This window comes from Pontibacter sp. HJ8 (genome assembly GCF_054824225.1).
In genome coordinates, this window is the sequence record NZ_JSYF01000036.1 from 1 (window position 1) to 23,073 (window position 23,073).

Annotated in this window: 16 protein-coding genes; 8 read left to right on the forward strand and 8 right to left on the reverse strand. The window is 53.2% G+C overall.

The annotated features are described in order from the left end of the window. Window positions 1-300: 300 nt before the first annotated feature. Both OB13_RS01870 and OB13_RS01875 read left to right on the forward strand, forming a co-directional pair. Entirely contained in the window at window positions 301-477 is a 177-nt protein-coding gene (locus OB13_RS01870; RefSeq protein WP_461488443.1) for a hypothetical protein, read from the forward strand. A gap of 225 nt (window positions 478-702) precedes the next feature. Next, the gene (locus OB13_RS01875) at window positions 703-1,749 is read left to right on the forward strand and encodes an adenylate/guanylate cyclase domain-containing protein (protein ID WP_461488444.1); all 1,047 of its coding nucleotides are present in this window, start codon (window positions 703-705) and stop codon (window positions 1,747-1,749) included. Window positions 1,750-1,776: 27 nt separating this feature from the next. On the opposite strand, the gene OB13_RS01880 is transcribed toward OB13_RS01875, so the two are convergent. Next, on the reverse strand, window positions 1,777-3,954 hold the full coding sequence (locus OB13_RS01880; protein ID WP_461488445.1) for an ATP-binding protein: 2,178 nt from the start codon (window positions 3,952-3,954) through the stop codon (window positions 1,777-1,779). A gap of 361 nt (window positions 3,955-4,315) precedes the next feature. Then, window positions 4,316-4,597, reverse strand: a complete 282-nt coding sequence (locus OB13_RS01885) for a hypothetical protein (protein ID WP_461488446.1) — start codon at window positions 4,595-4,597, stop codon at window positions 4,316-4,318. A gap of 376 nt (window positions 4,598-4,973) precedes the next feature. Here OB13_RS01885 and OB13_RS01890 point away from each other — a divergent pair, with 376 nt between their 5' ends. The 3 genes from OB13_RS01890 to OB13_RS01900 all read left to right on the forward strand — a co-directional run bounded on the left by OB13_RS01890 (window position 4,974) and on the right by OB13_RS01900 (window position 8,684). After that, complete coding sequence (locus tag OB13_RS01890; RefSeq protein ID WP_461488447.1) at window positions 4,974-7,718, forward strand: NTP/NDP exchange transporter; 2,745 nt, start codon at window positions 4,974-4,976, stop codon at window positions 7,716-7,718. A 4-nt stretch (window positions 7,719-7,722) separates the two neighbouring features. After that, window positions 7,723-8,184, forward strand: coding sequence for a Crp/Fnr family transcriptional regulator (locus tag OB13_RS01895; protein ID WP_461488448.1), 462 nt, complete (start codon window positions 7,723-7,725; stop codon window positions 8,182-8,184). 98 nt (window positions 8,185-8,282) lie between these two features. Beyond that, complete coding sequence (locus tag OB13_RS01900) at window positions 8,283-8,684, forward strand: response regulator (RefSeq protein ID WP_461488449.1); 402 nt, start codon at window positions 8,283-8,285, stop codon at window positions 8,682-8,684. 42 nt (window positions 8,685-8,726) lie between these two features. Here OB13_RS01900 and OB13_RS01905 read toward each other — a convergent pair whose 3' ends face one another. Both OB13_RS01905 and OB13_RS01910 read right to left on the reverse strand, forming a co-directional pair. Continuing rightward, window positions 8,727-9,905, reverse strand: a complete 1,179-nt coding sequence (locus OB13_RS01905) for a Pycsar system effector family protein (protein WP_461488450.1) — start codon at window positions 9,903-9,905, stop codon at window positions 8,727-8,729. A gap of 20 nt (window positions 9,906-9,925) precedes the next feature. Beyond that, window positions 9,926-12,169 carry a tetratricopeptide repeat protein gene (locus OB13_RS01910; RefSeq protein WP_461488451.1) on the reverse strand — a complete coding sequence of 748 codons (2,244 nt, stop codon included), beginning with the start codon at window positions 12,167-12,169 and terminating at the stop codon, window positions 9,926-9,928. Window positions 12,170-12,804: 635 nt separating this feature from the next. Here OB13_RS01910 and OB13_RS01915 point away from each other — a divergent pair. Then, window positions 12,805-16,197, forward strand: a complete 3,393-nt coding sequence (locus OB13_RS01915) for a two-component regulator propeller domain-containing protein (RefSeq protein ID WP_461488452.1) — start codon at window positions 12,805-12,807, stop codon at window positions 16,195-16,197. A 44-nt stretch (window positions 16,198-16,241) separates the two neighbouring features. On the opposite strand, the gene OB13_RS01920 is transcribed toward OB13_RS01915, so the two are convergent. Both OB13_RS01920 and OB13_RS01925 read right to left on the reverse strand, forming a co-directional pair. Beyond that, entirely contained in the window at window positions 16,242-16,664 is a 423-nt protein-coding gene (locus OB13_RS01920) for a hypothetical protein (protein ID WP_461488453.1), read from the reverse strand. A gap of 113 nt (window positions 16,665-16,777) precedes the next feature. Next, a complete protein-coding gene (locus tag OB13_RS01925) occupies window positions 16,778-17,254 on the reverse strand; it encodes a DinB family protein (RefSeq protein ID WP_461488454.1) in 477 nt (158 codons plus the stop codon). A gap of 378 nt (window positions 17,255-17,632) precedes the next feature. Between OB13_RS01925 and OB13_RS01930 the strand changes: the two genes are divergently transcribed. Together OB13_RS01930 and OB13_RS01935 are read left to right on the forward strand one after the other, a co-directional pair. Next, entirely contained in the window at window positions 17,633-18,505 is an 873-nt protein-coding gene (locus tag OB13_RS01930; RefSeq protein ID WP_461488455.1) for an ROK family protein, read from the forward strand. Between the two features lie 83 nt (window positions 18,506-18,588). Next, on the forward strand, window positions 18,589-20,904 hold the full coding sequence (locus OB13_RS01935) for a GH92 family glycosyl hydrolase (protein WP_461488456.1): 2,316 nt from the start codon (window positions 18,589-18,591) through the stop codon (window positions 20,902-20,904). A gap of 117 nt (window positions 20,905-21,021) precedes the next feature. Here the strand turns inward: OB13_RS01935 and OB13_RS01940 are convergent, their stop codons facing one another. Both OB13_RS01940 and OB13_RS01945 read right to left on the reverse strand, forming a co-directional pair. Then, window positions 21,022-21,486 carry a COG2426 family protein gene (locus OB13_RS01940; protein ID WP_461488457.1) on the reverse strand — a complete coding sequence of 155 codons (465 nt, stop codon included), beginning with the start codon at window positions 21,484-21,486 and terminating at the stop codon, window positions 21,022-21,024. 451 nt (window positions 21,487-21,937) lie between these two features. Beyond that, window positions 21,938-23,017, reverse strand: a complete 1,080-nt coding sequence (locus OB13_RS01945) for an SDR family oxidoreductase (protein ID WP_461488458.1) — start codon at window positions 23,015-23,017, stop codon at window positions 21,938-21,940. Window positions 23,018-23,073 lie beyond the last annotated feature (56 nt).

Genomic DNA, 23,073 nt, shown 5'->3' on the forward strand with positions numbered 1-23,073 from the left:
CTCTTCGGGATTTCCCAATCCCGAAGCCAATCTGTAGGGGATATCCTTATCCCCATGTGCAGGTATAGCGTCTCCTTTTTTGTCATCCTGAAAGAATCCTGGTAAAGAGGGCCCCTTCCCCGCGGGTAGCAGAAGCTTAACCTCCGGGGGGAGGGGCCCTCTATTTCTCACAGGTTCCTTAACAGAATGACAGAACTTTAATAGGCTGCACTTGCCGTCTATAGGTACGTCTATAGGTATAGGTATAGGTATAGGTATAGGTATAGGCGGGTTAGGAAACCCGTAACAGGGTAGATTCGGATGGAGAAATCTGAATCAGCTGGTGATCCAGATCAGCCAGCTGTTCCCGAAAGTGAAGCGGAGCAGGGGCTGAGGCCCGCACTTTTGCCTTCAGTAATTGTAAAGATGGCGGCAAAAGCGGCGCTGCTTCTGCGGATTGCGCTTTACTTCGTAAAATCTTCTGGCTCTGCAAAGTAACCTTACAAGCGTTTCTCTTGTTAATGATCAATAGCGTGTAAAAAGAATGCTAGAAATTAGTATACTTGCTATACCTGACGATCAGCCTGATGCGGCAGAAACTAATGGCTCTGCTGCGGGTGCTGCGGGAGTAGAATGCGGTGACTCCTCCCTCTTATTCAGTTGATTTCCTGTTGAGTAGCCCTGGATATCGACTTGTTGGTATAAGTACTTAAAACACTGAGTTTGATGGCAAAGATACTGGTGGTAGACGATGAGGCCGATATGGAGCTCCTGATCAAGCAGAAGTTCAGGCGCAAGATACGGGATAACTCCTATGAGTTTGTTTTTGCCCAGGATGGCGTAGAGGCCTTGCAGAAAGTACAGGAAAACCCGGACCTCGACATCGTACTGACCGATATCAACATGCCGGGTATGGACGGGCTTACCCTGCTCACCAAGCTTCCGGAGGCCAACCCGATCATCAAGGCCGTGATCGTATCGGCTTACGGCGATATGGAAAACATCCGCATGGCCATGAACCGGGGCGCCTATGACTTTATCTGCAAGCCGGTAGACTTTGAAGACCTGGAGGTGACCGTGAACAAAACGCTGCAGCACGTCAACCAGATGCGCACCACGCTGCAGGCCATTAAAGAGAACAACATCCTGAAAATGTATGTGGACGAGTCGGTGCTGAGCTTTATGACGCACACCGAGTTCGAAAACAGCCTGCTCAAGAACGAGTCGGTTGAAGCGGCGGTCATGTTCATCGATATATGCGGTTTTACCAGCATATCGGAGCAGGTGTCGGCCAACGAGTTGGTGCATTTGCTCAACCGGATCTTTGACCTGATGGTGAACGAGATCATCGAGCAGGGCGGCCATGTAGACAAGTTCCTGGGCGATGCGGTCATGGCCGTTTTTCAGGGCAAGTACCACCTCGACAAGTGCGTGGAAACTGCCCTGGCCATCCGCAAAAAAATGGAATCCTTTGAAGAAAAGCTGCCGGGCGATATCGTGTACAAGCCCAAGGTGTCCATCGGCATTAATGCCGGGGAGGTGGTTTCGGGTAACATTGGCTCTGCATCGCTGCGCAGGCTGGATTATACCATCATCGGGGATGTCGTGAACGTGGCGCAACGGCTGCAGTCCATGGCCCAGCCCGGGCAGATCGTGATCACCGAAAAGTCGTACCAGCAGATAAAAGAGTCCTTCCTGTGTAAGCCGATAGGGGAGCTCACCCTCAAGAACAAGGTAAACCCTGTGATGACGTATGAGGTGCTGGAGTAAGCTGTCTAGCTGCTGATAATCACCGGCTTACTGCTGCTTAACCGGCAAGGTGATGATCAGGGCGGTATACTCATTTTCCCGGGATTCGGCTTTCAGTTCGCCGCCGTGCCCTTTGGTGATACTATCATAGCTCAGGGATAATCCCAGCCCGGTACCCTGCCCGGCCGGCTTCGTGGTGAAGAAGGGCTGGAAGATCTTGTTTCGGATACCTTCCGGTATACCTACTCCGTTGTCCCATACTCTGATTTCTACTTTCCCGTTTTCCTGCCGGGTGCTGAGCCGTACTTCGGGCTGGTAGTGGTCTTTTGAACGGAGCTTCTTCTGATGCACCGCATAAAAGGCGTTGTTGAACAGGTTAAGGAAAACCCTGCCTAACTCCTGGGGAACAACCTCCATTTTTTTCAGGCGCGCATCCAGGTCTGTCACCAGTTCAGCCTTGAATTCCTGGTCCTTTGCCCGGAGGCCCTGGTAGGAGAGGCACATGATTTCTTCGGCCAGGGCATTGATATCGGTGAGTTGTTTTTCGCCGGTAGCGGTACGGGCATGTTGCAGCATACCTTTCACAATAAAGTCGGCCCGCTGGCCGTGATGATGGATCCGGAAGAGGTTCTGCTGTAGATCAAGTGCGAGGGGGAGCGCCCCGGCGGTATGGCCGGATTGCAGTTCCTGTTGCAACTCACTGCATAGCTCTTCCGATACTTCTGAGAAGTTATTGACAAAGTTAAGCGGGTTCTGGATTTCGTGCGCGATGCCGGCCGTCAGCTCACCCAGCGAAGCCATTTTTTCTTTCTGTATGAGCTGCGCCTGGGTGGCATTCAGCTCTTGCAGCGATTCTTTTAGTTCAGCGGTCCTTTCCTCCACCTGCTTTTCGAGCGTGTCTTTTTGCGATGAAAGTATCTCCTGTTTTTCTTTTTCCTGTAGCAGGGTTTTTTGAGAAAGTTCTTCCACTTCCTCCAGCTTCTTTTTCAGGGTGCTGTTGATAAAAGCAAAATCAAGCCCGAGGTAGATGGAGGTGGCAATGGGGATGCTCATAGTCGACAGGATATAGAGCACGGAACGGAAGGGAGTCAGCCCCAAAAGAAAATCTCTTGTGAGCACCCCCTGGGAAAGGAAAATTACAAAGAACGAAAGGCAGGAGATGGCTCCCCAGGCAATGATGCGGGCGCCCCGTTTACCTCTTCTTACAGCCAGTAGCGCAATACGCAGCATGTTTAGTTTGATCACTACTTCCAGCATTGCTCCACCTGCTATCCAGCCCCAGCCATATTGCGGTATAACCAGGAAAATGCTGCTGATCACCAGCGCAATAAGGATGTAATAAAATTTGTCCCGTTTCTGGCCCGACAGCTGGTGGATGGCCAGAAGCAGGAACAGGTCGGCCACCAGTATCAGGGCAAAGCATACATTGAAAATCAGAAACCGGTGCGCTACCTGGTGTCCCTCCAGTAAGTGCCAGATTCTGATACTGTTCTGGACCATAAACAACAGCGCAAAAAGGGCAAAATACAGGTTCGCTTTCTGTTGGGGGTAAAACACATAGAAAGCCAGGTGCAGGATAATCAGCAACGCACAGGCACCGACAATGAATGTCCAGAACATCAACGCAACGGAAAAGTCCTGGCCATACTCCTCTATAGCTGTATTCAGGTCCATTATCCTGATCCAAAAGGCAGGATTTGAGGATTCGAACATGGTTGTGTAGAGTACCCCGGGCTGGAGCGCAAACCGGATAGCCAGTACCTGATGCGCCTCGTTTGATAAAGGAAGCAGAATAGGTTTCAGCATAGGATCATAAGCCCGAACCAGCCCGGGGGCAGCGCTTATACTTCCGAAGCGGTGTATCAGACGGCCGTTCAGGTAGATCTCCGACGCCCCTGATTGCTGAATCAGCATCGCCAGTTGTTGTTGCCGTAGGTAGGGATCTACTGCCAGATGCAGGCGAAACCAGGCTATACCGGACCGGGGGATCTGACGCAATGATTCCTGAATATCCAGAGTCGGATCGATGGGTTGCCAGTGCTGATCATGGTGATCCGGACGGGCCCATGCGGGGTTATCGCCTACCTGAAACTTCCAGCCTTCATCCAACAGAACACCATCCCCGGGTATACTTTTCAGCGTAATGCCTGCCGGTTCTATGCCTTGGGCAATGCACAGGTAGGGTACGCAACAGATCACCAGGAGAAGGCAGATGAAAGTTTTCATAAAGAGTTACCATCCACTACTTAACCTAAACCAGAGGCTTGTTCCTCTTTCGTTTTCCTTTCAACTTTCTGGCATGCCATCCGGCAGCTTGATCACAACCTGCAGGTAGCCAGCACTCAATGTGGCGGTGTATTTTCTTAGATATAAAATCTTGATCAGGTGGCGGGTGTGCAGGGGTGTATGGCTGCAACGTGTTCATAATCAAAGGTTTTGCTGTATCTTTGATTTAACGCTGAAGACGGGCAAGGGTTAATTTTATAGAGCTAGCGTACAAGAAGAGACGCCCTTTGCTGTGGTATGCTGGTATCTGCTCAGGTTGAAACAGATGACTTGGGAACAAGCTACGAACTTTTTCTCCTGCTCAGGAAGGGTGTAGGGTGGTAGAAACAAGTGCTGACAGAATGAGGGGGTGTTTCAGCTGCATGAGCTTTAGCAGGCTGGCCATCACCAGGTAATCCCTCACGCTGGAATCCACATCATCCTGAAGCAGGGCATACTTCAGCCGGAGCAGTTTGGTATAGCTCACTTTGTCCTTCCGGACGAGGTACTGGCAGATGCTCCGGTACAGGCCAAGTGACTGGCCTGCCTGGAGTCTGTAATTAAGTATGTTATAAACAGCCTTTTCTGCCGCTCTTCCTTTCATAATCTGCTTCCTGGCATGCTTCACCTGTTTCTTCCTTTTCCTTTACGCGTGCTGACCTTCCCAAAGGTCATGTTCCGGCTGGTTTTTCTCGGATACGTTGCCACCTGGCGTGGTGCAGGCAAAGCAGTACTTACAAAACGGTTACAGCAGCTGGTTCAGTATACAGCCTTGCTTCCGCCCGCATCGCCTGCTCAACGGCAGGCTGTTCTGTAACAGGGCCTGCTATGCAGCAGGTTTTACGTTTGCACCTTACTTTTGTAGCTATCTCTCGTAAAATAAGTACATATATTATTAGAATTTTAAAATATATGATCACTGAGCGCTAGGTCTGCAGGATACACAAGCCAGCCATACCGATTGCCATAACAGCCACTATATGTTCAGAAACACATCGAAGCTGCTCAACATCAAGCAGGGGGAGGTGAAACTGGTCCGATTTCTTTTCCTGATCCAGTTTCTGCTGGGTGCGGGTATTGCCTTTTTTTCAACGTGCGGTCTGACGCATTTCCTCTCAACATTCGAAGTAACCGTATTGCCGACCGTTTATTTAGCTGCCGGAGCCTGTCTGTTGCTCTTCAACTTTGGCTATGCGCGGGTAGAGCCCCGGTTTGCGCCGGGCAGGCTCCTGCAACTGGCAGCTCTTTTTTCGGCTGCTTCCGTGCTGGTTTGCTGGCTGGCTTTAGAATTTTTTTCCCTGGCGTGGCTGACGATCGGGCTGGTTATCTGGAACCTGGTCATCTATTTGCTGATCGGCCAGGCTTTCTGGGGAATGGTTTCCATGCTGTTCAATGTGCGGGAGAGCAAGCGGCTGTTTTCGATCGTGGGAGCAGGCGATCTGCCCGCCAAGCTGCTGGGCTATGTTTCTGTTTCGGTGCTGGTGCCCTTTATCGGGGTAACGAATTTGCTGTGGGTGTCGGTGGGCAGTTTTATAGCAGCCTTCGCTTTGCTCAGCAGGTATAGGTATAGCGCTGACGGCAGCCCAGGTATGGAAGACGCCGCTCCGCAGCCGGATGCATCCGCTCCGCATCATGCCGGGAAATCGGTTATCGGGCAATTTTTTCATAACAATCTCATCCTGAGCATTGCCATCTGGTTCCTCATCACTTACACCATCCTGTTGCTGATCGACTATACCTTTCTTTCCGAGATCAAAGTAGGAAGGACCAGCAGCCGGGAACTGGCATCCTTTATCGCTGTCTTCTTTGCCTTCGGCCGCTTACTGGCTATCCTGTTCAAGCTCCTTTTCAGCAGTCGGGTCATTGCACGGCTGGGACTGACCAATTCTCTGCTCATTGCACCTGTACTGCTGTTTCTGGTGAACCTGGTGATCCTGCTCGAAAGCGAAGGCATGTCCACGTACCTGTATATTTTTGGCGTGATGGTGCTGCTGGCAGAGGTGCTGCGCTCCACCTTGCAGGAACCCGTTGTGCTGGTGCTTTTTCAGCCGCTGGACCCGCACAGCAGGCTGAAGGGCCATGTGATCGCCAAAGGCAATACCATGCCTTTTGCCCTGTTCGTTGCAGGGGCTTTGCTGGCCTTTTACCTCCGCCGCTACGGGGAGCTATCGGTTAATTTCGTGTCCGAACTCCTGGCCTTCCTGCTGATCGTCTGGGCCGGCAGCGTTTTCCTGATCCGTAAGGCATACCTGCACACATTGGTCGGGGCTTTGCGAAAAGGGCTTTTTACCGGTACCGAACTCTTCCTGAACAGCCAGTCTGTCCGCGAGCTTCTGGTGCAAAAGACAGCCAGCGCGAAACCGCAGGAGGTGATCCATTCACTGGATCTGCTGGAGCAATCGGGCTACCCGGGTATACACGACCTGCTCCTCCGGCAACTGCCAAACAGCGCATTCGAAGTGAAGGCCTACGTACTCGCCAGGATCATTGAAAACAGGGTGACCGGCGCTCTGCCCCTGATCAAAGCGCAACTCAGCGGTATGCCCGAAGCCCGGTTAAAGCCCCTGCTCACCAAGGCGCAGTTTTTCCTGGAAGATAGAGATGAACTTTTACAGCGAAGTACGCTGCAGCAACTGGACCCAGCCTGTAAGAAAGCCGCCCTGCTTGGTCTCCTGAGCCGGCCGGGGGAGGTACACCCGGTAGCGGATCAGGAGCTGACCAAAATGGCAGCGGGCGAGGCAGAAGAAAAGCTGATGGCCCTGGCTGTCATTTCTGAGTTAGCGGCTAAAAAATACGAACACCTGGTGGACGATCTGTTGCAGGATACCGAACCGGAAGTATACCGCCGGGCCATTGAGGTGGCCGGCCAGGTCCGGTACGACCAGTTGTTTGATGCAGCCGCAGAAGTGGCCGAACGGTATCATGCGTACGGTGCTTTGCAGAAGGCACTGCTTTCCTTCGGAGATCCGGTGTATACCTCTGCCTATGTATGCAAAGAGGAGCTGTCGGAGCCGCTGGCGGAGCTGCTGATCAAAACTGCAGGCCGGATAAAAGGACCGCATTCCACCGCTTTCCTGGATGCGGCGCTGGAGCGTTTTCCGGCTAAAGCCAACCTGGTCGTGGAAGCGCTCTGGGAAAAAAAGGCGTCGCCCAGTCTGGTAACCAGCCAGGTGCTGGAGCAGTGGCTCGATATCCGGCTGGAGCAGGGCCTGCTGAAAAGGAAGTACTACCTGCAACTGATGGCCGATCAGGAAGCTACACTTCTGCAGGAGGCGCTTTACTCAGAAATACAACAGGATATACAAAGTATCTTAAAAGGGCTTTCCCTTGTCTATCACCAACAGCGTATAGACAGAATCATAGAACTCTATAAGCTGGGATACACGCAGAAGCTTTCGAATGCAGTGGAGATGCTCGAATTGCTGGTACCCAAGAAATACTTCACCGGCCTGGATACGCTCCTGGAGTTTGTGCTGGATGTGAAAAGCAAGCAATTGCATCGGGCTCAGACCAGGACGGGCCAAACGGCCGCCATCATCGGGGAGATTCTGAACGGGAACAGGGCCGGCTGTACTTCCTGGACGCGGTCTGTTGCCTGCTACCTGATTCCCCGGCTTCAGGACAGAGATTTCCTTCTTTCCGTTCTGGATGAAAAACCGGAACAGGAAGATGCCCTGTTCCTGGAAACCAGGAGGTATGTTGCATCGATGTTAAGCCAGGTATGATACTATGCTGCTGATAGAAAAAGTGCTGATGTTGCGGTGTTCGGAGACGTTCCGAAGTATACCCGAACAGGAACTGGTCGGATTAGCCGGCGTGCTGGAGGAAATTTACCTGGCTCCCGGTGCCTGTATCTTCCCGAAAGGGGAGATCGGGAAATGCATGTACTTCATCTTTAAAGGAAAGATCCGCATACACGACGGGGACCTGACCCTGGCCCTGCTCGAAGAAAACGATATAGTAGGGGAGCTCTCGGTACTGGATGCTGAAAGAAGATCGGCCAGTGCCACCACCCTGGAAGAGGCGATACTTCTGAAACTGGAGCAGGAGCCTTTTTATGAGATCATGCTGAACAATCCGGAAGTGCTGAAGGGGATTCTGAAAACGCTCTGCCGGCGCCTTCGCATCATGGATAGCAAAAGCGCCGGTCTGCAGTATCCTGCATCGGCAGAAGAACCAAGCCTTTTGTAAGGTATAGCCGGTTACCGGAACAGACCGGCCGGACCGCTTCGGACAAACCCGGCCGGTGCAGTAAACGAATGAAATCAACCATGCAACTTGAATAGTTTATGAAGATACTGATAGTTGACGACGAAGCAGATGTTCAGCCACTTTTTGAACAGCGTTTCCGCAAAGAGATCCGGGCCGGATCCGTAGACCTGGCTTTTGCTTTTTCGGGCGAAGAAGCCTACGATTATGTAGAGAAGCACCCCTTTGAGGTCGTGCTCATACTCTCGGACATCAACATGCCCGGTATGAGCGGCCTGGAACTGCTACGCCTGCTTCGCAAGAAATATGAAGTGGCCCCGCCGATGATCATCATGATCACCGCCTATAGTGACAAGGAGAATCACCAGCAGGCCATGCTGTTCGGGGCCGACGATTTCCTGACCAAGCCACTGGATTTCAACCTGCTCAAGGGGAAGCTCAAAACATTGGCGTTTGATGGCAAAGACACGGGGCATACCTGATGGCTCAGGTATAGGTATAGGTATGGGTATGGGTATAGCATTTTACCTGAAATAGAACCAGGCCACGGCATAGCTGACCAGTACGATACACAGGCCAAGCCAGAAGACGGTATACGATAACTTCAGCAGGCGGTACTTCTTTTCCAGCACTTTCCCCTGCAGGTATATGTTGTCGATCATCGTGTTGTACAAACGGTCGGGGTCCTGCATGAGTTCGCGCATGCCGGAACGGTACACGTCGGCACTCAGTTGGGTATAGTCTCCGAAAAAAAGTAGATCGATCTTGCCTGCTCCAAGCGCCCTGGACTTGATATTGGGACGGGTGGCTAAGACAGCGATGATGGTCGTCAGGATGCAGACAGTGGTGAGCAGGAAAGCCGGAATGATCAGGTGGGGTACGTTTGAAAAACTCTTGATAAAAGAGGACAGCATGATGGAGGCAATGATGGCGTTGATGGAGATCATGATATTGGCTTTGCTGTCGGCGATTGCGCTCAACTGCAGATGACTGGCCATCGTAGTCCTGAACATCGTTTCAACTCCTTTGAGTGCTTTCTGCTCTTTGGCTTGCTGCCGGTTTTTCCTACTCTTTTGTTTTCCTTTCGCCGGGGCTTGCAGTTCGGTCGTGCTTTGGATGAACTCCTGCTGCTTTTGTTTCAGCAATCGTACATTATGCTCTATGCCGGCGGCATACGTTTGCCGGGCATAGGGTGTAAAGTAGGTGTGTTTTTTCAGCAAGTTTCTTTGCGCCTTGATCCAACCCAGCTCTTCCTGTTTATCACCCGGTGTAAGCCGGGCTTTCCGTTCCTGCTGTACCAGGTAGTCTTCTGATGCCAGGAAACTGGCCACGGCATCGCAGAGCACTTCTTCTAACTTGTTTTGCGGATGCTGCGGATACCGGGTGGCAGCTATACCTTGTTGTACCTGCTTTATTTCGGCGGCCGACAAGCCACTGCTTTCCAGAAATTCAACCGGGTGGAATCGGCTATCAGCCAGGAGGGGAGCAGCCGTTGTGTTGCTCAGGTCATGCAGCCAGGCGGCGAGCAACAGCAGTTGCAACTCGTGCTCAGGCAAGCCGGAGGCTCGCCCGATTTCCTCAGCCGTGGCAACGAGCGCCTGCGTATGCTGCAGCGTAGGGTTATTTGTCTGATCCGAGCCATTGGTTGGTAACTGATGTGCCACATACACATGCGTTCTTTTCAGTATCTCCGTCTCCATCATGTTCCTCAAAAACTAAGCTTTTAATTGTTGACCGGTAAGCAGATCGTAAACTCGGTATACTCTCCCTCTTTTGTTTCCATCTTCAGCTCTCCGCCATGCCCTTTGGTGATGATATCATAGCTCAGGGAGAGACCCAGGCCGGTACCCTTTCCGGTAGGTTTGGTGGTAAAGAAAGGCTGAAATATTTTGTTTGCCACCGAGGCGGGTATACCTGTCCCGTTATCCCGGACGCAGATTTCCACCTTCTTGCAAAGCTTCCGGGTGCTAACCTTCACCTCCGGCTGGTATTGCCCATTGGACTGCGCTTTTGACTGATGGGTGGCATAAAAGGCATTGTTGAAGAGATTGAGCAAAACCCGTCCGATCTCCTGTGGCACCACTTCTACTTTGCCGAGCGCGGGGTCAAAGTCCATGACCAGTTTGGCATTGAAATCTTTGTCTTTGGCCCGCAGGCCATGATAGGAGAGGCGCAGAAATTCGTCGGCCAGCGCATTGAGATCAATGCCTCTTTTCTCGCCGCTGGAATTGCCCGAGTGCTGCAGCATGTCTTTCACAATAGAGTCCGCCCGTTTGCCGTGCTGTGTTATCCTGTTCAGATTTTGTTCCAGGTCGGTCAGCATGCTGTTCAAAGGCGTTGTCTTGTCGTTGTCGGCTTGCTGCTGTACCTCCTCCTTTATTTCCTGTACCAGCTCGATGGATAACTCCGAAAAGTTGTTAACAAAGTTGAGCGGGTTCTGGATTTCGTGGGCAATACCGGCCGTTACTTCCCCGAGCGAAGCCATCTTTTCACGTTGTACTAGCTGTTCCTGCGTTATTTTCAGATCCTGCAGGGTTTCCTCCAGGTGGTCCCGCTGCACGGTGATCGTTTGTTTCTGGTGCTGCAATTCCTCATTCGAAGTGTTGAGCTCCTCTATCAGTTCTTGCAGGCGCTGCGCCTGCTCATCTATTTCCGCTTTTTGCTTTCGGAGCAGGTCATTGGTCTGTTGCTGTCTCCGGTTATGGAGAACCAGTATACCTGCGATCAGGGCGACCAGGCCCAGCACTGCCAGCACGGCGTATTTCTGCTGTCGCTGACTGGCAGCCCGCTCTGCCTGCAGCTGTCTGTCCCGGGTTAGCAGCGCAATTTCAGCTTGCTTTTTATCGAGCTCGTACTGAAATTTCAAAGCGGCCAACATGCCTTTGGTGTCCTCGCCCGTCAGGCTGTCCTTGTAAGCGGTATACCTTTGCTGGGCCTCGTAGGCTTGCGGGTAATCGTTTTTGGCTGCATAGGCCCGGGCCAGTACCTGGTAGGTATGGTGTATGTTTCGCTTAAAGCCGATCTCGTGCGCAAGCGACAAAGCGCGGTTCGCATAGTAGAGCGCACTGTCCGGTTGACGGGCATCCAGGTATACTGAGGCTAGCTGGTAAGAGGCATCTGCCACGCCTTCTTTTTCACCCAAAGCCTGGTACAGGCGGATAGAACGGGTGCCATAGGTCCGCGCCTGCTCATACTGCTTCTGATGCCCTTTTACTTCCACAAGGTTGCGCAGCACAAGGGCTTCCAGCTGCGTATTCGCTTCTTCCCTTGCAATAGCCAGGCTTCGCCTGTAGGCCGCTTCCGCCTGCGGGTACTTTTTCTGGTCGCTGTACACACCGCCTATGTTGTTGAGAAAGCGGGCAATCTCATTTTTATCGCCCAGCTGTTCCTGCAGTTTCAGGCCGCGCTGAAAATAGGAGAGGGCCGATGCCAGTTCGCCCATTTCTTTATAAAGCACGCCCACGTTGCCCATGATGGAAGCTGCTTCTTTGTCTTTGCCCATTTTCTCGAATACCTGCACGGCCCGCAGGTAATGCTGCAGCGCCCGGGGATAGTCCGACTGGCTGTGGTAGACGGTCCCCTTTCCGTTCAGGGCCCAGGCAACGGTAGCAGAATCGCCGATCCGGGTGGCGACCTGCTGGGCCAGCCCGAAGAAGGAGAGGGCGGCCGGGTAGTCGGCCTGCTGGTACTGGTAGCTGCCGATCCGGCGCAACGCCGTAGCTTCTACTTTCCTGAATTTGAGTTTGCGCGCCAGTTGCAAAGCCTCTTCTGCCAGCTGGTAGCTTTTTTCGGGGGCAGTCCCTCTGAGCTCATAGGCCAGATCATTGAGTAGCCGGGCGCGTGTCGTGTCCGTTTGCTGATGCTGTTGCAGGAGCGTCGTCAGGCTGTCAATTGCCCGGTTCTGGGCCAGGAGCGGGGCAGCAGCTACCATAAAACCGAAAACGAGCAGGGAGGCTGTATTTTTCATCGCAACAGTGATAACATGGCATGCAACCTGCATCATCAAGTATAGTTTGAATTCGAAAAATCTATTAGAAAACTGCTGTTTGTCTTACTTATCCGGCAGGTTTAATCATGCGCCTGCTACGGGAAGTCCAAACGTCCAGGTATAAACGCTGCTGTTTTGGCTGATTCTGCATTAGGAAAGGCAAAGGATGCATAGTTTGTTCAGAATTGTTCTCTTAACTATTTAAGCCATAGCCTTTTATTATGTATATATAACGCTTCAGATGACGAAGAGTTAATAAATATGGAGAAAGTTTAATAGAATTATGCCGGTGTATAATGGTATAAGTTTTAGAAATAATGTATACTCTTGTGCCCGGAACTCGTAAATAGGTATCGAATAGCTAAAACCTGTTGCCTCCACGTTCTGCTTCTTCAGCTCAGAAGTCGCTGCTCACCCTTGCCAATACACTCTTAATAGTACCTTAGTAGTTCAGTTGATCTTCTACCCGGAACTTACACCAGCCTGTAGTCGGGCTAATAGGTTGGTTATCAGGAAAAAGTGCTGTTTGCATGGCCTTTGCCTGGTTTTTTCACGGCTAGCAGGTGATGCGATACCAGAGAGATTCTTGTGAATAATTGACCATGCTATACCTTATGATCCGTCACCTCTTGTGTGTTCTGCTCCTGTGTGCCATAGCCTGCTGCTCCCTGCAGGGGCAGGATCTGATCTTTACCAAAGTTCGTCCGGACAAGGACGGTGGCTTAGACAACGGCTTGGGTCTGATAGCCGGGATTGCGCAGGATAAACAGGGTTTTCTCTGGCTTGCCACGCATTCCGGCCTGTACCGCTTCGACGGGTATACCTTAACCCCCTACTCCCACAAACTCTATGAAGCGAACTCTCTGGCCGATAACCGCCTGGAAAGCATTGCAGCTGACCGGGACGGATCGATCTGGATCGGGTTTTGGGCATCGGGCCTGGATAAATTTGATCCCGGAACGGGTACATTCACCCATTATCGCCACAACCCCCACGACTCCAAAAGCCTGAGCGAAGATCTAGTGACGGCACTGCTGCAGGACCGGAAAGGCAACCTATGGGTCGGCACACACAAAGGCCTTAATCTGTTTCACCCGGAAACCGGCACGTTTACCCGTTACCAGCATGATCCGGCCAACCCGGCCAGCATCAGCAGCAACAAGGTACGGGCAATCTACGAGGACCGGCAAGGCACCATCTGGGTAGGAACCGGCAGCCCCTGGGAATCCAAACCGGAGGATGGCGGGCTCAACCGCCTGAATCCCAAAACCGGTACGTTTGAGCGGTTCATGCATGATTCTGCCAATACAAAAACGCTCAGCTCTAACTGGGTACGGGCGCTCTACGAAGACAGCCGGGGCAACTTCTGGGTCGGGACCCACGGCGATGGTTTGCACCGGATGGACCGTAAGGCGGGTACCTTTGAACGACTACCTTATGATGCGCAGCAACCCGAAAAGCTCAGCCGCCCCTATGTAGACCAGGAAAAGCAGAACGATGGAGTCAATATCATTCTGGAAGATGCGGCAGGATCGGTCTGGATCGGTACCTATGACAGCGGTCTGAACCAATACAACCCTAAAACAGGCAAAGTCACCTCTTACCAGAAAAGCCAGGCCGGCATCACAGGCCTGGACGATAACAACATCTGGGCAGCGCTTGCCACCAGGGAAGGCATTCTTTGGTTCGGCACGGCCAACGGCAGCCTGTTCCGGGTAGATCCCCATCGCCATCGGGTAAATTACGTCCCTACTTCGTCTGAGGTATACAGCTTTTATGAAGACGAGGCTGGCTTTCTGTTGGTCGGGACCTCCAAAGGCCTGCTGCATAAAGATATCAAAAGTGGCGAGACCAGGCACTTCGTCTACAACGCGAAAGATCCGAACAGCATCAGCTCGGATACCATTTATGCCATCTACAAAGACCGTCGGGGTGATTTCTGGTTGGGAGGAGCCAGCGGGGATCTGAACCGGTACAATGCCCAGACCGGTACCTTTACACGCTACCTGCACGACGAGAAAAAAGAGACAAGTTTAAGCGGAGGCCCCATCTACTCCATGCTGGAGGACAAGGCAGGCAATTTCTGGATCGCAACCGGGTTCGGGCTCGACCAGATGGATCGGGAACGCGGTACCTTTACCCATCACCGGAGTGATCCGGATGATATACACAGTATCAGCCACAATGGCGTGGTCTCTCTCCTGGAAGCTGAAGGTGGTAAGCTCTGGGTGGGTACCCGCTTCGGCGGGGGCGTCAACAAATTCGACCCGAAGACAGGCAAGGCAAAAAAATACATCCTGGGTACCAATGTTGCCAGAATAATCAAGGATGCCCGGAACGTGCTGTGGGTGGCAACCGAAGGTGCCGGTGTATACAGGTATGACCGGAAGGCAGATGCCTTTATTTCCTTGAGTTCTGATCTGAACGAAGACATCACCCAACTGCAAAGTATGGTGGAAGACGATCAGCAGAAACTTTGGTTCAGCACCAGGCACGGGCTCATGACCCTGGATAAGGAACGCGGCAATATTTCCCTGCTGGCAGAGTCCTATGGGGTAGTGCCGGGTTCTTTTACCTTCCCAGCCGGCTACAAAGGCCGGGACGGCAGGCTGTATTTTGGCAGCAAGTCGGGCTATTATTCTTTTTCACCCGAACAATGGCAACCGAACACGACTCCACCGCAGATCGTGTTGACAGCCTTGCGGGTTTTTGATGACCTGGTAGTACCGGGCACTTCGGGACCGCTAAAAGCCCCGCTCAATGAGATCCGGGAGTTGAAGCTGGGCCCTGACCAGGATGTTTTTTCATTCGGTTTTACGGGCATTCATTTCAGTAACCCGGAGCAGAACCGGTATTACTTTAAGTTGGACGGCTACGACCACGACTGGCGTAAAGCGACCCTGGATCACCTGGCTTCTTACTACAATGTGCCCGCCGGAAAGTATACGTTCAGGGTAAAGATCGCCAACAGCGATAGTGCCTGGGCTGAACGATCCCTGCCCGTACAGGTCAGGCCGCACTGGTGGAACACCTGGTGGGCTTATATGGGCTATGGGCTCCTGCTGATCGGGGTAGTGATCAACTTTAACCGCTTGCAGCGCAGGCGGCTCATCAAACGGGAAAGATACCGCGCGCGGGAGCGGGAACTGGCCCAGGCGCGTGAGATCGAAAAAGCGTATCACAAGTTGAAGCGAACGCAGGCCAAGTTGGTGCAGTCTGAAAAAATGGCCTCCCTGGGCGAGCTGACAGCCGGCATTGCCCATGAAATTCAAAACCCACTCAACTTTGTCAACAACTTCTCCGAAGTGTCGGGAGAACTGGTGGAGGAGCTGGAGCAGGAAGCCGCGTCCGGCAACACAGAGCAGCTCCTTTCGATTACGGCTGATCTGAAACAGAACCTGCACAAGATCCAGCAGCACGGCAAGCGGGCCGACAGCATTGTGAAAGGTATGCTGCAGCATTCCAAGTCCACATCCGGAGAGAAGGAACCGACAGACATCAATGCCCTGGCCGATGAATACCTGCGGCTTTCGTACCATGGGCTCCGGGCAAAATCAAATGGTTTTAAAGCGACGCTGGTAACCAACTACGATGAACAGCTGGAGCGGGTAGAGGTAGTGCCTCAGGAACTGGGACGGGTGTTACTGAACTTGTTCAACAACGCCCTGTATGCAGTAAGCCAGAAACAGGAACAGCTGGGAGCCGGCTATGAACCCAAAGTAGAGGTAAGTACCAGCCGGAAGAACGGACAGGTAGAAATAAAAGTAAGGGACAACGGAACCGGTATACCGGAGGCGGTCAGGGAAAAAGTGTTCCAGCCGTTCTTTACCACCAAACCCAGCGGCCAGGGCACGGGTTTAGGCCTTTCCCTGAGCTATGATATCATTACCAAAGGCCATGGCGGGGAGTTGTTGATGGAGTCGGAGGAAGGCAGTTTTACAGAATTTACCATTCTGATCCCGGTCACGGTGCCAGAGCCGACCACACCGGTTACGGTGGCACGGTAATTTACCCGGGCTCAGTCAAGGGTGTCCTTCATGCTGCCAGAAGATCAGTTGCTTATGCCGGATACGTAAGCCGAGATCTCATCTTCTTTTTCCTGGAGTTGCTCGTAGGCAAACTTGTTGACCACGTCGCAGGCCGTGTTGTTGAGCACCCCGAATATGCGGGCCTGGCTGATCACTTCCTCGTTCCATTCGGAGGCAATCACCATGATGGAGTAGCCGTTGTACGTACTCAGGTCCATGAGCGCGGCGGTCAGGCTGGGAGAGGGCCATTTCCCGGCTGCGAGGCTGTAGCTGCCTGCTTCCCAGCGGGGAGGGGTGTTGCGCTTATCGGGCACGGGCTTGAAGTAGCCATTCTCGACAGGACCCATAAACAGTACGTTCACTTCATTGAGAGATTCCGGTACGAGCGCCTTCGGGTTTGGCAATACAGTACTCGCTTCTTCCAGCATGTTATCAGCATTTTCCATACCTGTAAATACTGCAGAGGAAAGAAGATAGTTTTCCAGGCCGGTGACAGGTGCAGCTTTTGGCTATGCCCGGGGAGTCATGGAAACCAAAAAAGAGCCCCTGCTATACCTGTTTATTTCCAGGTCCCCAGCAGCCGCCGGAGCACGACGATCTCGCCCAGGTGGTAGGCGTTGTGCTCGGCGACCAGCATGGCTTCGCGCAGGAGGTTCTGGCCGCTGCCGTGTGCGAAGGCTTCGTACAGATCATTGGCGGGATCCTGCACCCGTTGTACCATGGCTTCAAGCCCTTCCGAGATGGCTTGTATGCTTTTGTCCAGGGCAGCCTGATCGGCGGGGGCACTTTCCCGGGGCCAGTATTCTTCCGGCCACTCGGGCGACACGTGATCCGGGTCGCGGCTGAATTCCAGGATATCGTACAGGGTGATGCGCAGGTGCTCTGTCAGCTGCCAGATCGTATAAGGGAGCCCGTGCATCTCTTTGCCGGCATCGTCTGCCGTAATGCCCTGCAGCACGTCGTCCAGTGGGCGGAATGCCTGTCCGCCCTGCATGAGCTTTGTGAGTTGATCCCGTAAGGCTTTGTCCTGTTCCATGGCAAGGTATAGCTGTTTGTAGGACTAACGGATTTGCGCAGAGTTTGGAGAGTCAGTTCCCTGTTCCTGCCAAACTACTTTCACCAGCTGCAGCTATACCTTCCTGCCGGATCAAACTTATTAGGAAACAGGGGAAAAGCCCCTAATGCCGTCAACTAGAGGTCTGGAGTCTGGCGTAAGTTGATTTGGATTTCTCCATCCGAATCAATTCCGTTGCGGGTCTCCTATCCCGCCTATACCTGCACACGGGGATAAGGATATCCCTTACAGATTGGAGAGCCTTTGCTTAAGTGGACGGCAATGAGACAGGCCCCTGGTTTTCATTTCCCGAAAAGTATTTGTTATTTGAACTCCTGTTGAGATTACACTTTTGAAATTATGAATAAGCTGGCCTTAGGGGTAGACATTGGCGGTACTCATGCGACAGCCGCAGTGGTGGACCTGCATACCGGGACGATTCTGCCGGATACAGTGGTGCGTGGAAGCATTGAAGCAACAGGCTCCTGCGCGGAGGTAACGGCTGCCTGGGCAGACATCATGCGGCAGGCGCTGGGCAGGTATAGCGGCAAGCTGACCCGAATAGGTATAGCCATGCCCGGACCGTTTGATTATGCGAACGGGATAGCCCTGATGCGGAACCAGGGCAAATATGACGCGCTGTACGGCGTAAATGTGCGGGCCCTGGTCGCAGAGCAGCTTCAGCTGGCCGAAACCGATATCAGGCTGCTCAACGATGCGGCCTGTTTTCTGCAGGGCGAAGTAGTCGCAGGAGCGGCCAAAGGCTGTAGCCGCGCCATCGGTCTGACCTTGGGCACCGGCCTGGGCACTGCCCGCTACAGGGGAGGAATGGCAGAGGATGCCGATCTCTGGAAGATCCCGTTTCATACAGGTATAGCTGAAGAATACCTGTGCTCCCGCTGGTTTGTGAAGCGGTACGAGGAGCTGACCGGTAGGCAGGTGCCACATGTAAAGGCCATCGTCGACAGGGCACCCCAGGAGTCCGCTGTAGTAGAGGCGCTGTTTCGTGAGTTCGGGCAGAACCTGGCCCTCTTTCTCGTAGCGTTCGTGCAGGAAGTACAACCCGAAGTGATCGTGCTGGGAGGAAATATCAGCAAAGCCTATCCGCTATTTGAAACAGCTTTGAAGCAGGACCTGGCCCGACAGGTCGGCCTGCTGCCTGTCCGGGTGGCGGAACTGGGGGAGGCAGCTGCCCTGATCGGGGCCGCCAACTTGTGGCAGGACGGAATTTAAAGTTGAGACCACAACTCCTGCCTACCTTGTGTTATACCTGACGGGTACCTGTTATCCGGATCATTTGCCCATAAATCCTTACCATGAAAAAGATTCTACTCTCTGCCCTGTTGCTCCTGCCGCTGCTGGGGGCTTCGCAAAGCAAGCCTGCCACATACCTGGTCAGGTATGTGAACCCGATGATCGGAACAGCCAAGATGGGCCATACCTATCCGGGTGCTACGGTACCTTTCGGCATGGTGCAGCTCAGCCCCGATACCGATACCATACCCTACGAGGTGAACGGCCAGTATAACAAGGACGTCTACAAGTACTGCGCCGGTTACCAGCACGACGACAACACGATCGTCGGTTTCAGTCACACGCACTTCAGCGGCACCGGCCACTCTGACCTGGGCGATTTCCTGATTGCGCCTACCACCGGCAAGCTGCAACTCAACCCGGGCACCGAAGACAAACCGCAAAGCGGCTACCGCTCGGCCTTTTCGCATGCCAACGAAGTAGCCGAGCCGGCTTACTACAAAGTAAAGCTCGACGACCACAACATCCTGGCGGAGCTCACGGCCAGCAACCGCGTGGGCATGCACCAATATACCTTCCCCAAATCCGACGAGGCGCACATCATCCTCGACCTGATGGCAGGCATTTACAACTACGACGGCAAAACCACCTGGACCTTTGTGCGCGTGGAGAACGATACGCTCATCACCGGCTACCGGCAGACCAACGGCTGGGCCCGTACCCGCACGGTATATTTTGCCATGTCCTTCAGCAAGCCCTTCTACCAGTATGGCAACAAGGATTATTCGGAGGCGCAGGCCTACAAAGGCTTCTGGCGCAAGTTTGATCAGACCAAAAACTTCCCGGAGATGGCCGGCAAAAAACTGCGCGCCTACTTCGATTTCAAAACTACAGAAGGGGAGAAGATCAAGATAAAATTTGCCCTCTCGCCGGTGAGTACGGAAGGCGCGCTGGCCAACATGCGCGCCGAAATTCCGCACTGGGATTTTGAACGGGTAAAGCGCGAAGGACAGGCCGCCTGGAACAAAGAACTGAACAAAGTGGTGGTGGATGCCGGCAAAGACGACCTGGTGAATTTCTATACGGCCATGTACCATTCCTTCCTTGGCCCTACCACCTATATGGATGTGGATGGAAGGTATAGGGGCATTGATATGAACGTGCACCAGGCCGATGGCTTTACCAACTATACCAGCTTCTCGCTCTGGGATACCTACCGCGCCCTGCACCCCTTGTTCAACATCCTGCAGCCTGCCCGCAACGCCGATATGGTGAGTTCCATGCTGGCGCACTACGACCAGAGCGTGCACAAAATGCTGCCCGTCTGGTCGCATTATGCCAACGAGAACTGGTGCATGATCGGCTACCATTCGGTACCCGTAATTGCGGATGCGGTGATGAAAGGAAACGCGAATTTTGATGTGAACCGGGCGCTGGATGCCTGCGTGCAGACGGCCCGCACCCGCTACTACGATGGCCTGGATTATTACATGGAACTGGGCTTTGTGCCCGAAGACAAGAACGGCTCTTCGGTATCGAAGACATTGGAATATGCCTACGACGACTGGTGCATCGCGCAGATGGCCAAGAAGCTCAACCGGCAGGACATTTATGAAGAGTTCAGCAAGCGTGCCGAAAGTTACAAAAACGTATACGATGCCAAATCAGGCTTTATGCGCCCCAAGCTGAGCGACGGCACCTGGAAGCAGGAGTTCGACCCGCTGGACACGCACGGGCAGGGCTTCATCGAAGGCAACTCCTGGAACTATAGTTTGTATGTGCCGCACGCTCCGGCCGACATGATCGCGATGATGGGCGGAAAGGCACGCTTCACGCAGCGCCTGGACTCGCTCTTCACGATGGAGCTGCCGGACAAATACTTTGAAAACACGGAGGATATTTCGCGCGAAGGTATCATCGGCAATTACGTGCACGGCAACGAGCCTTCGCACCACGTGGCCTACCTCTACAACTGGACCGATGAGCCCTGGAAAACACAGGAGCGCACGCGCATGGTGCTCAAAGCCATGTACAAACCCACCGTGGACGGCCTGGGCGGCAACGACGACTTCGGGCAAATGAGCGCCTGGTATATTTTCACTGCGCTGGGCTTTTACCCCGTAGCGCCCGGCTCGGATCAGTACGCCATCACCAGTCCGGCTGTGAAGTCGGCCACTATAAACCTGGAAAACGGCAAAACCTTTACCATCGAGGCGAAGAATCAGAAAGACAAGAACGTATACGTGCAGAAAATGGAGCTCAACGGCCAGCCCATCAACCGCGCGTACCTGACGCACGCCGAGATCATGAACGGCGGCAGGATCATCTTCTATATGGGAGGCAAGCCGAATAAAAAGCTGCTGGCCGCAGCGCCCTGATCCCGTTACCAGTTTGTATAAAGTAAGCGGCCTGTCTGCCATTGCCTCTCAGAGAGCAAATGGCAGACAGGCCGCTTTGATTTGAATCAGGTCCTGCTGCGAATAGAGGTATAGGAATTACAATTTTTCCAGTCCCAGCAGTCCCAGGTAAGAAGCTCCGGCCATAAAGGCAGAGGAAGCGATTACGCCCAGGGTGATCGCCAGGAAAGCTCTTTTGCGTTCGATCTTGAACAGAATGGCAGCGATCGTACCCATATAAGCACCGGTGCCGGGAAGCGGGACCATCACAAATACCATCAAGCCCCAGAAACCATGTTTCTCGACGTTGGCGCCTGCAAGTTTCCGGGCTCTTCTAGAAAAGAAAACAACCCCCTTTTTATAACTGCGGTTCGGCCAGAATGCCTTGCTGAACGTGTCGATGAGCCATACGAAGACCGGGAAAATCAGGATATTGGCAACAGTGCCGATCAGGAATGCCCAGAGAATATGCACATTATTCAAAATGGCATAAGGTATACCTGTCCGAGCTTCGCCAAAAGGAGAAATACTCAGCAAGAAGGTATAGATAAGCGTTTCTAACATAAAATACTTTAAAATAAAAATAAGCCGCTGCCTCTCAGTTTGTTCCGAAACAACCGGATGTGCCTGCCTGACGTGCAGGGTGCTGATGCTTCTCCGCTGCAGGAGGTACGACTCTAACAGGGCCGTCGGCATAATGATTCAAACGCTTCCTGGTCTTGTTCCTGTATACAGCAGGCGTCCGGTCCTTAGCTGATCAGTAAAATTCCGGAGAGCCGGCTCCAGCGTTTAGATAAGTTTCTACATAGCGGAACTCCCGGCTGAATTGCGGAAACATAGGTTAAATCAGCTTCCCAAAGGCGTTGCAAATGTAACCCTATTTGGAGCGCAGATTCATGGAAGGCGGCTGATTTATTTTAGGTGCGGCAGTTATGCAGCGAAGGGTGAGGCCATCAAAATAAAAAGCCTCCCGGAAGGATCCGGAAGGCTTTCTGCTGCCAGTTGAAGCGCTGATTTAAATGAATTCATCCCGGGGGTGTTCCACTATCTCAACGACTTCCACGATCTCGACCATTTCAGGTCTGGACTGCTTCTTTTTGTTGTTTCTTCCTACCAGGGCAATGGCGGCCGCGCTGGCTGCCGCTACGACAGCACCTGCGATCATCGGATTGGTCACGGCACGGGTATAGAGGCTGGTTTTCATGGTGTCCTTGATATGGCCGTGGACACGACCGCCTTCTCCTGGCCGGTATAGAGTGCCTTCCGGATTACGGGCAGGCTCGTCGAGCAGCTGCTGTTCGGTCATAAAGTTTTCTCCGGCCAGGTCCATCAGGCCCGGTGCGTACTTGTTGGTGCTGCTCATCAGTTTGCCGCCGCCACCAACAATGATGTCCCGCTTCGGATGGGTGGCAGCATGCAGGATGGCCTTGGCAACTTCTTCCGGCTCATAGACTGGAGGGGGAAGTGTGAGCTTTCGGTCGGTATAGTTTCGGGCATGCTCCGGATAAGGTGTATTGATAGCCGAGGGCTTGATCAGAGTGACGGAGATGGGCGCGCCTTCCTCTTCCAGTTCGATGCGCAGGGCATCAGTAAAGCCCTTCACGGCATGCTTGCTCGCGGCGTACATGCCCTGCATCGGAATGGCTACATCCGAGAGCACACTGCCCAGGTTGATGATCGCGCCCCCGCGGTTGCGGAGATGCATGGCGGCCACCTGGGAGCCATACACCAGACCCCAGAAATTGGTGTCGAACATGCGGCGGTTGTCCTCATCGCTCACTTCCTCGAGCCGTCCATAGATAGACACGCCGGCATCGTTCACCCAGGTGTCAAAACCGCCAAAGTAGGAGAGGGCAACATCGGCGATCCGCTGCACATCCTGCTGACGGCCGACATCGGCTATTACGTGAATGGCCTGTCCTCCCTGGTTGTTTATTTCCTGTTCGATCTGCAGCAACGCTTCTCCGTTGCGGGCTGCCAGTACCAGCCGGGCTCCTTTGCGGGCCGCCTCACGGGCTGTTGCAAGCCCGATGCCACTGGAGGCGCCTGTGATCACGATCACCTGATCGTGGAGTGGTTTGAGTTTAATAGCCATACGCTTAAGTTTGTTTTGTGAAAAATAGGTTCAGTACTATAGCGTACGCAGACCGG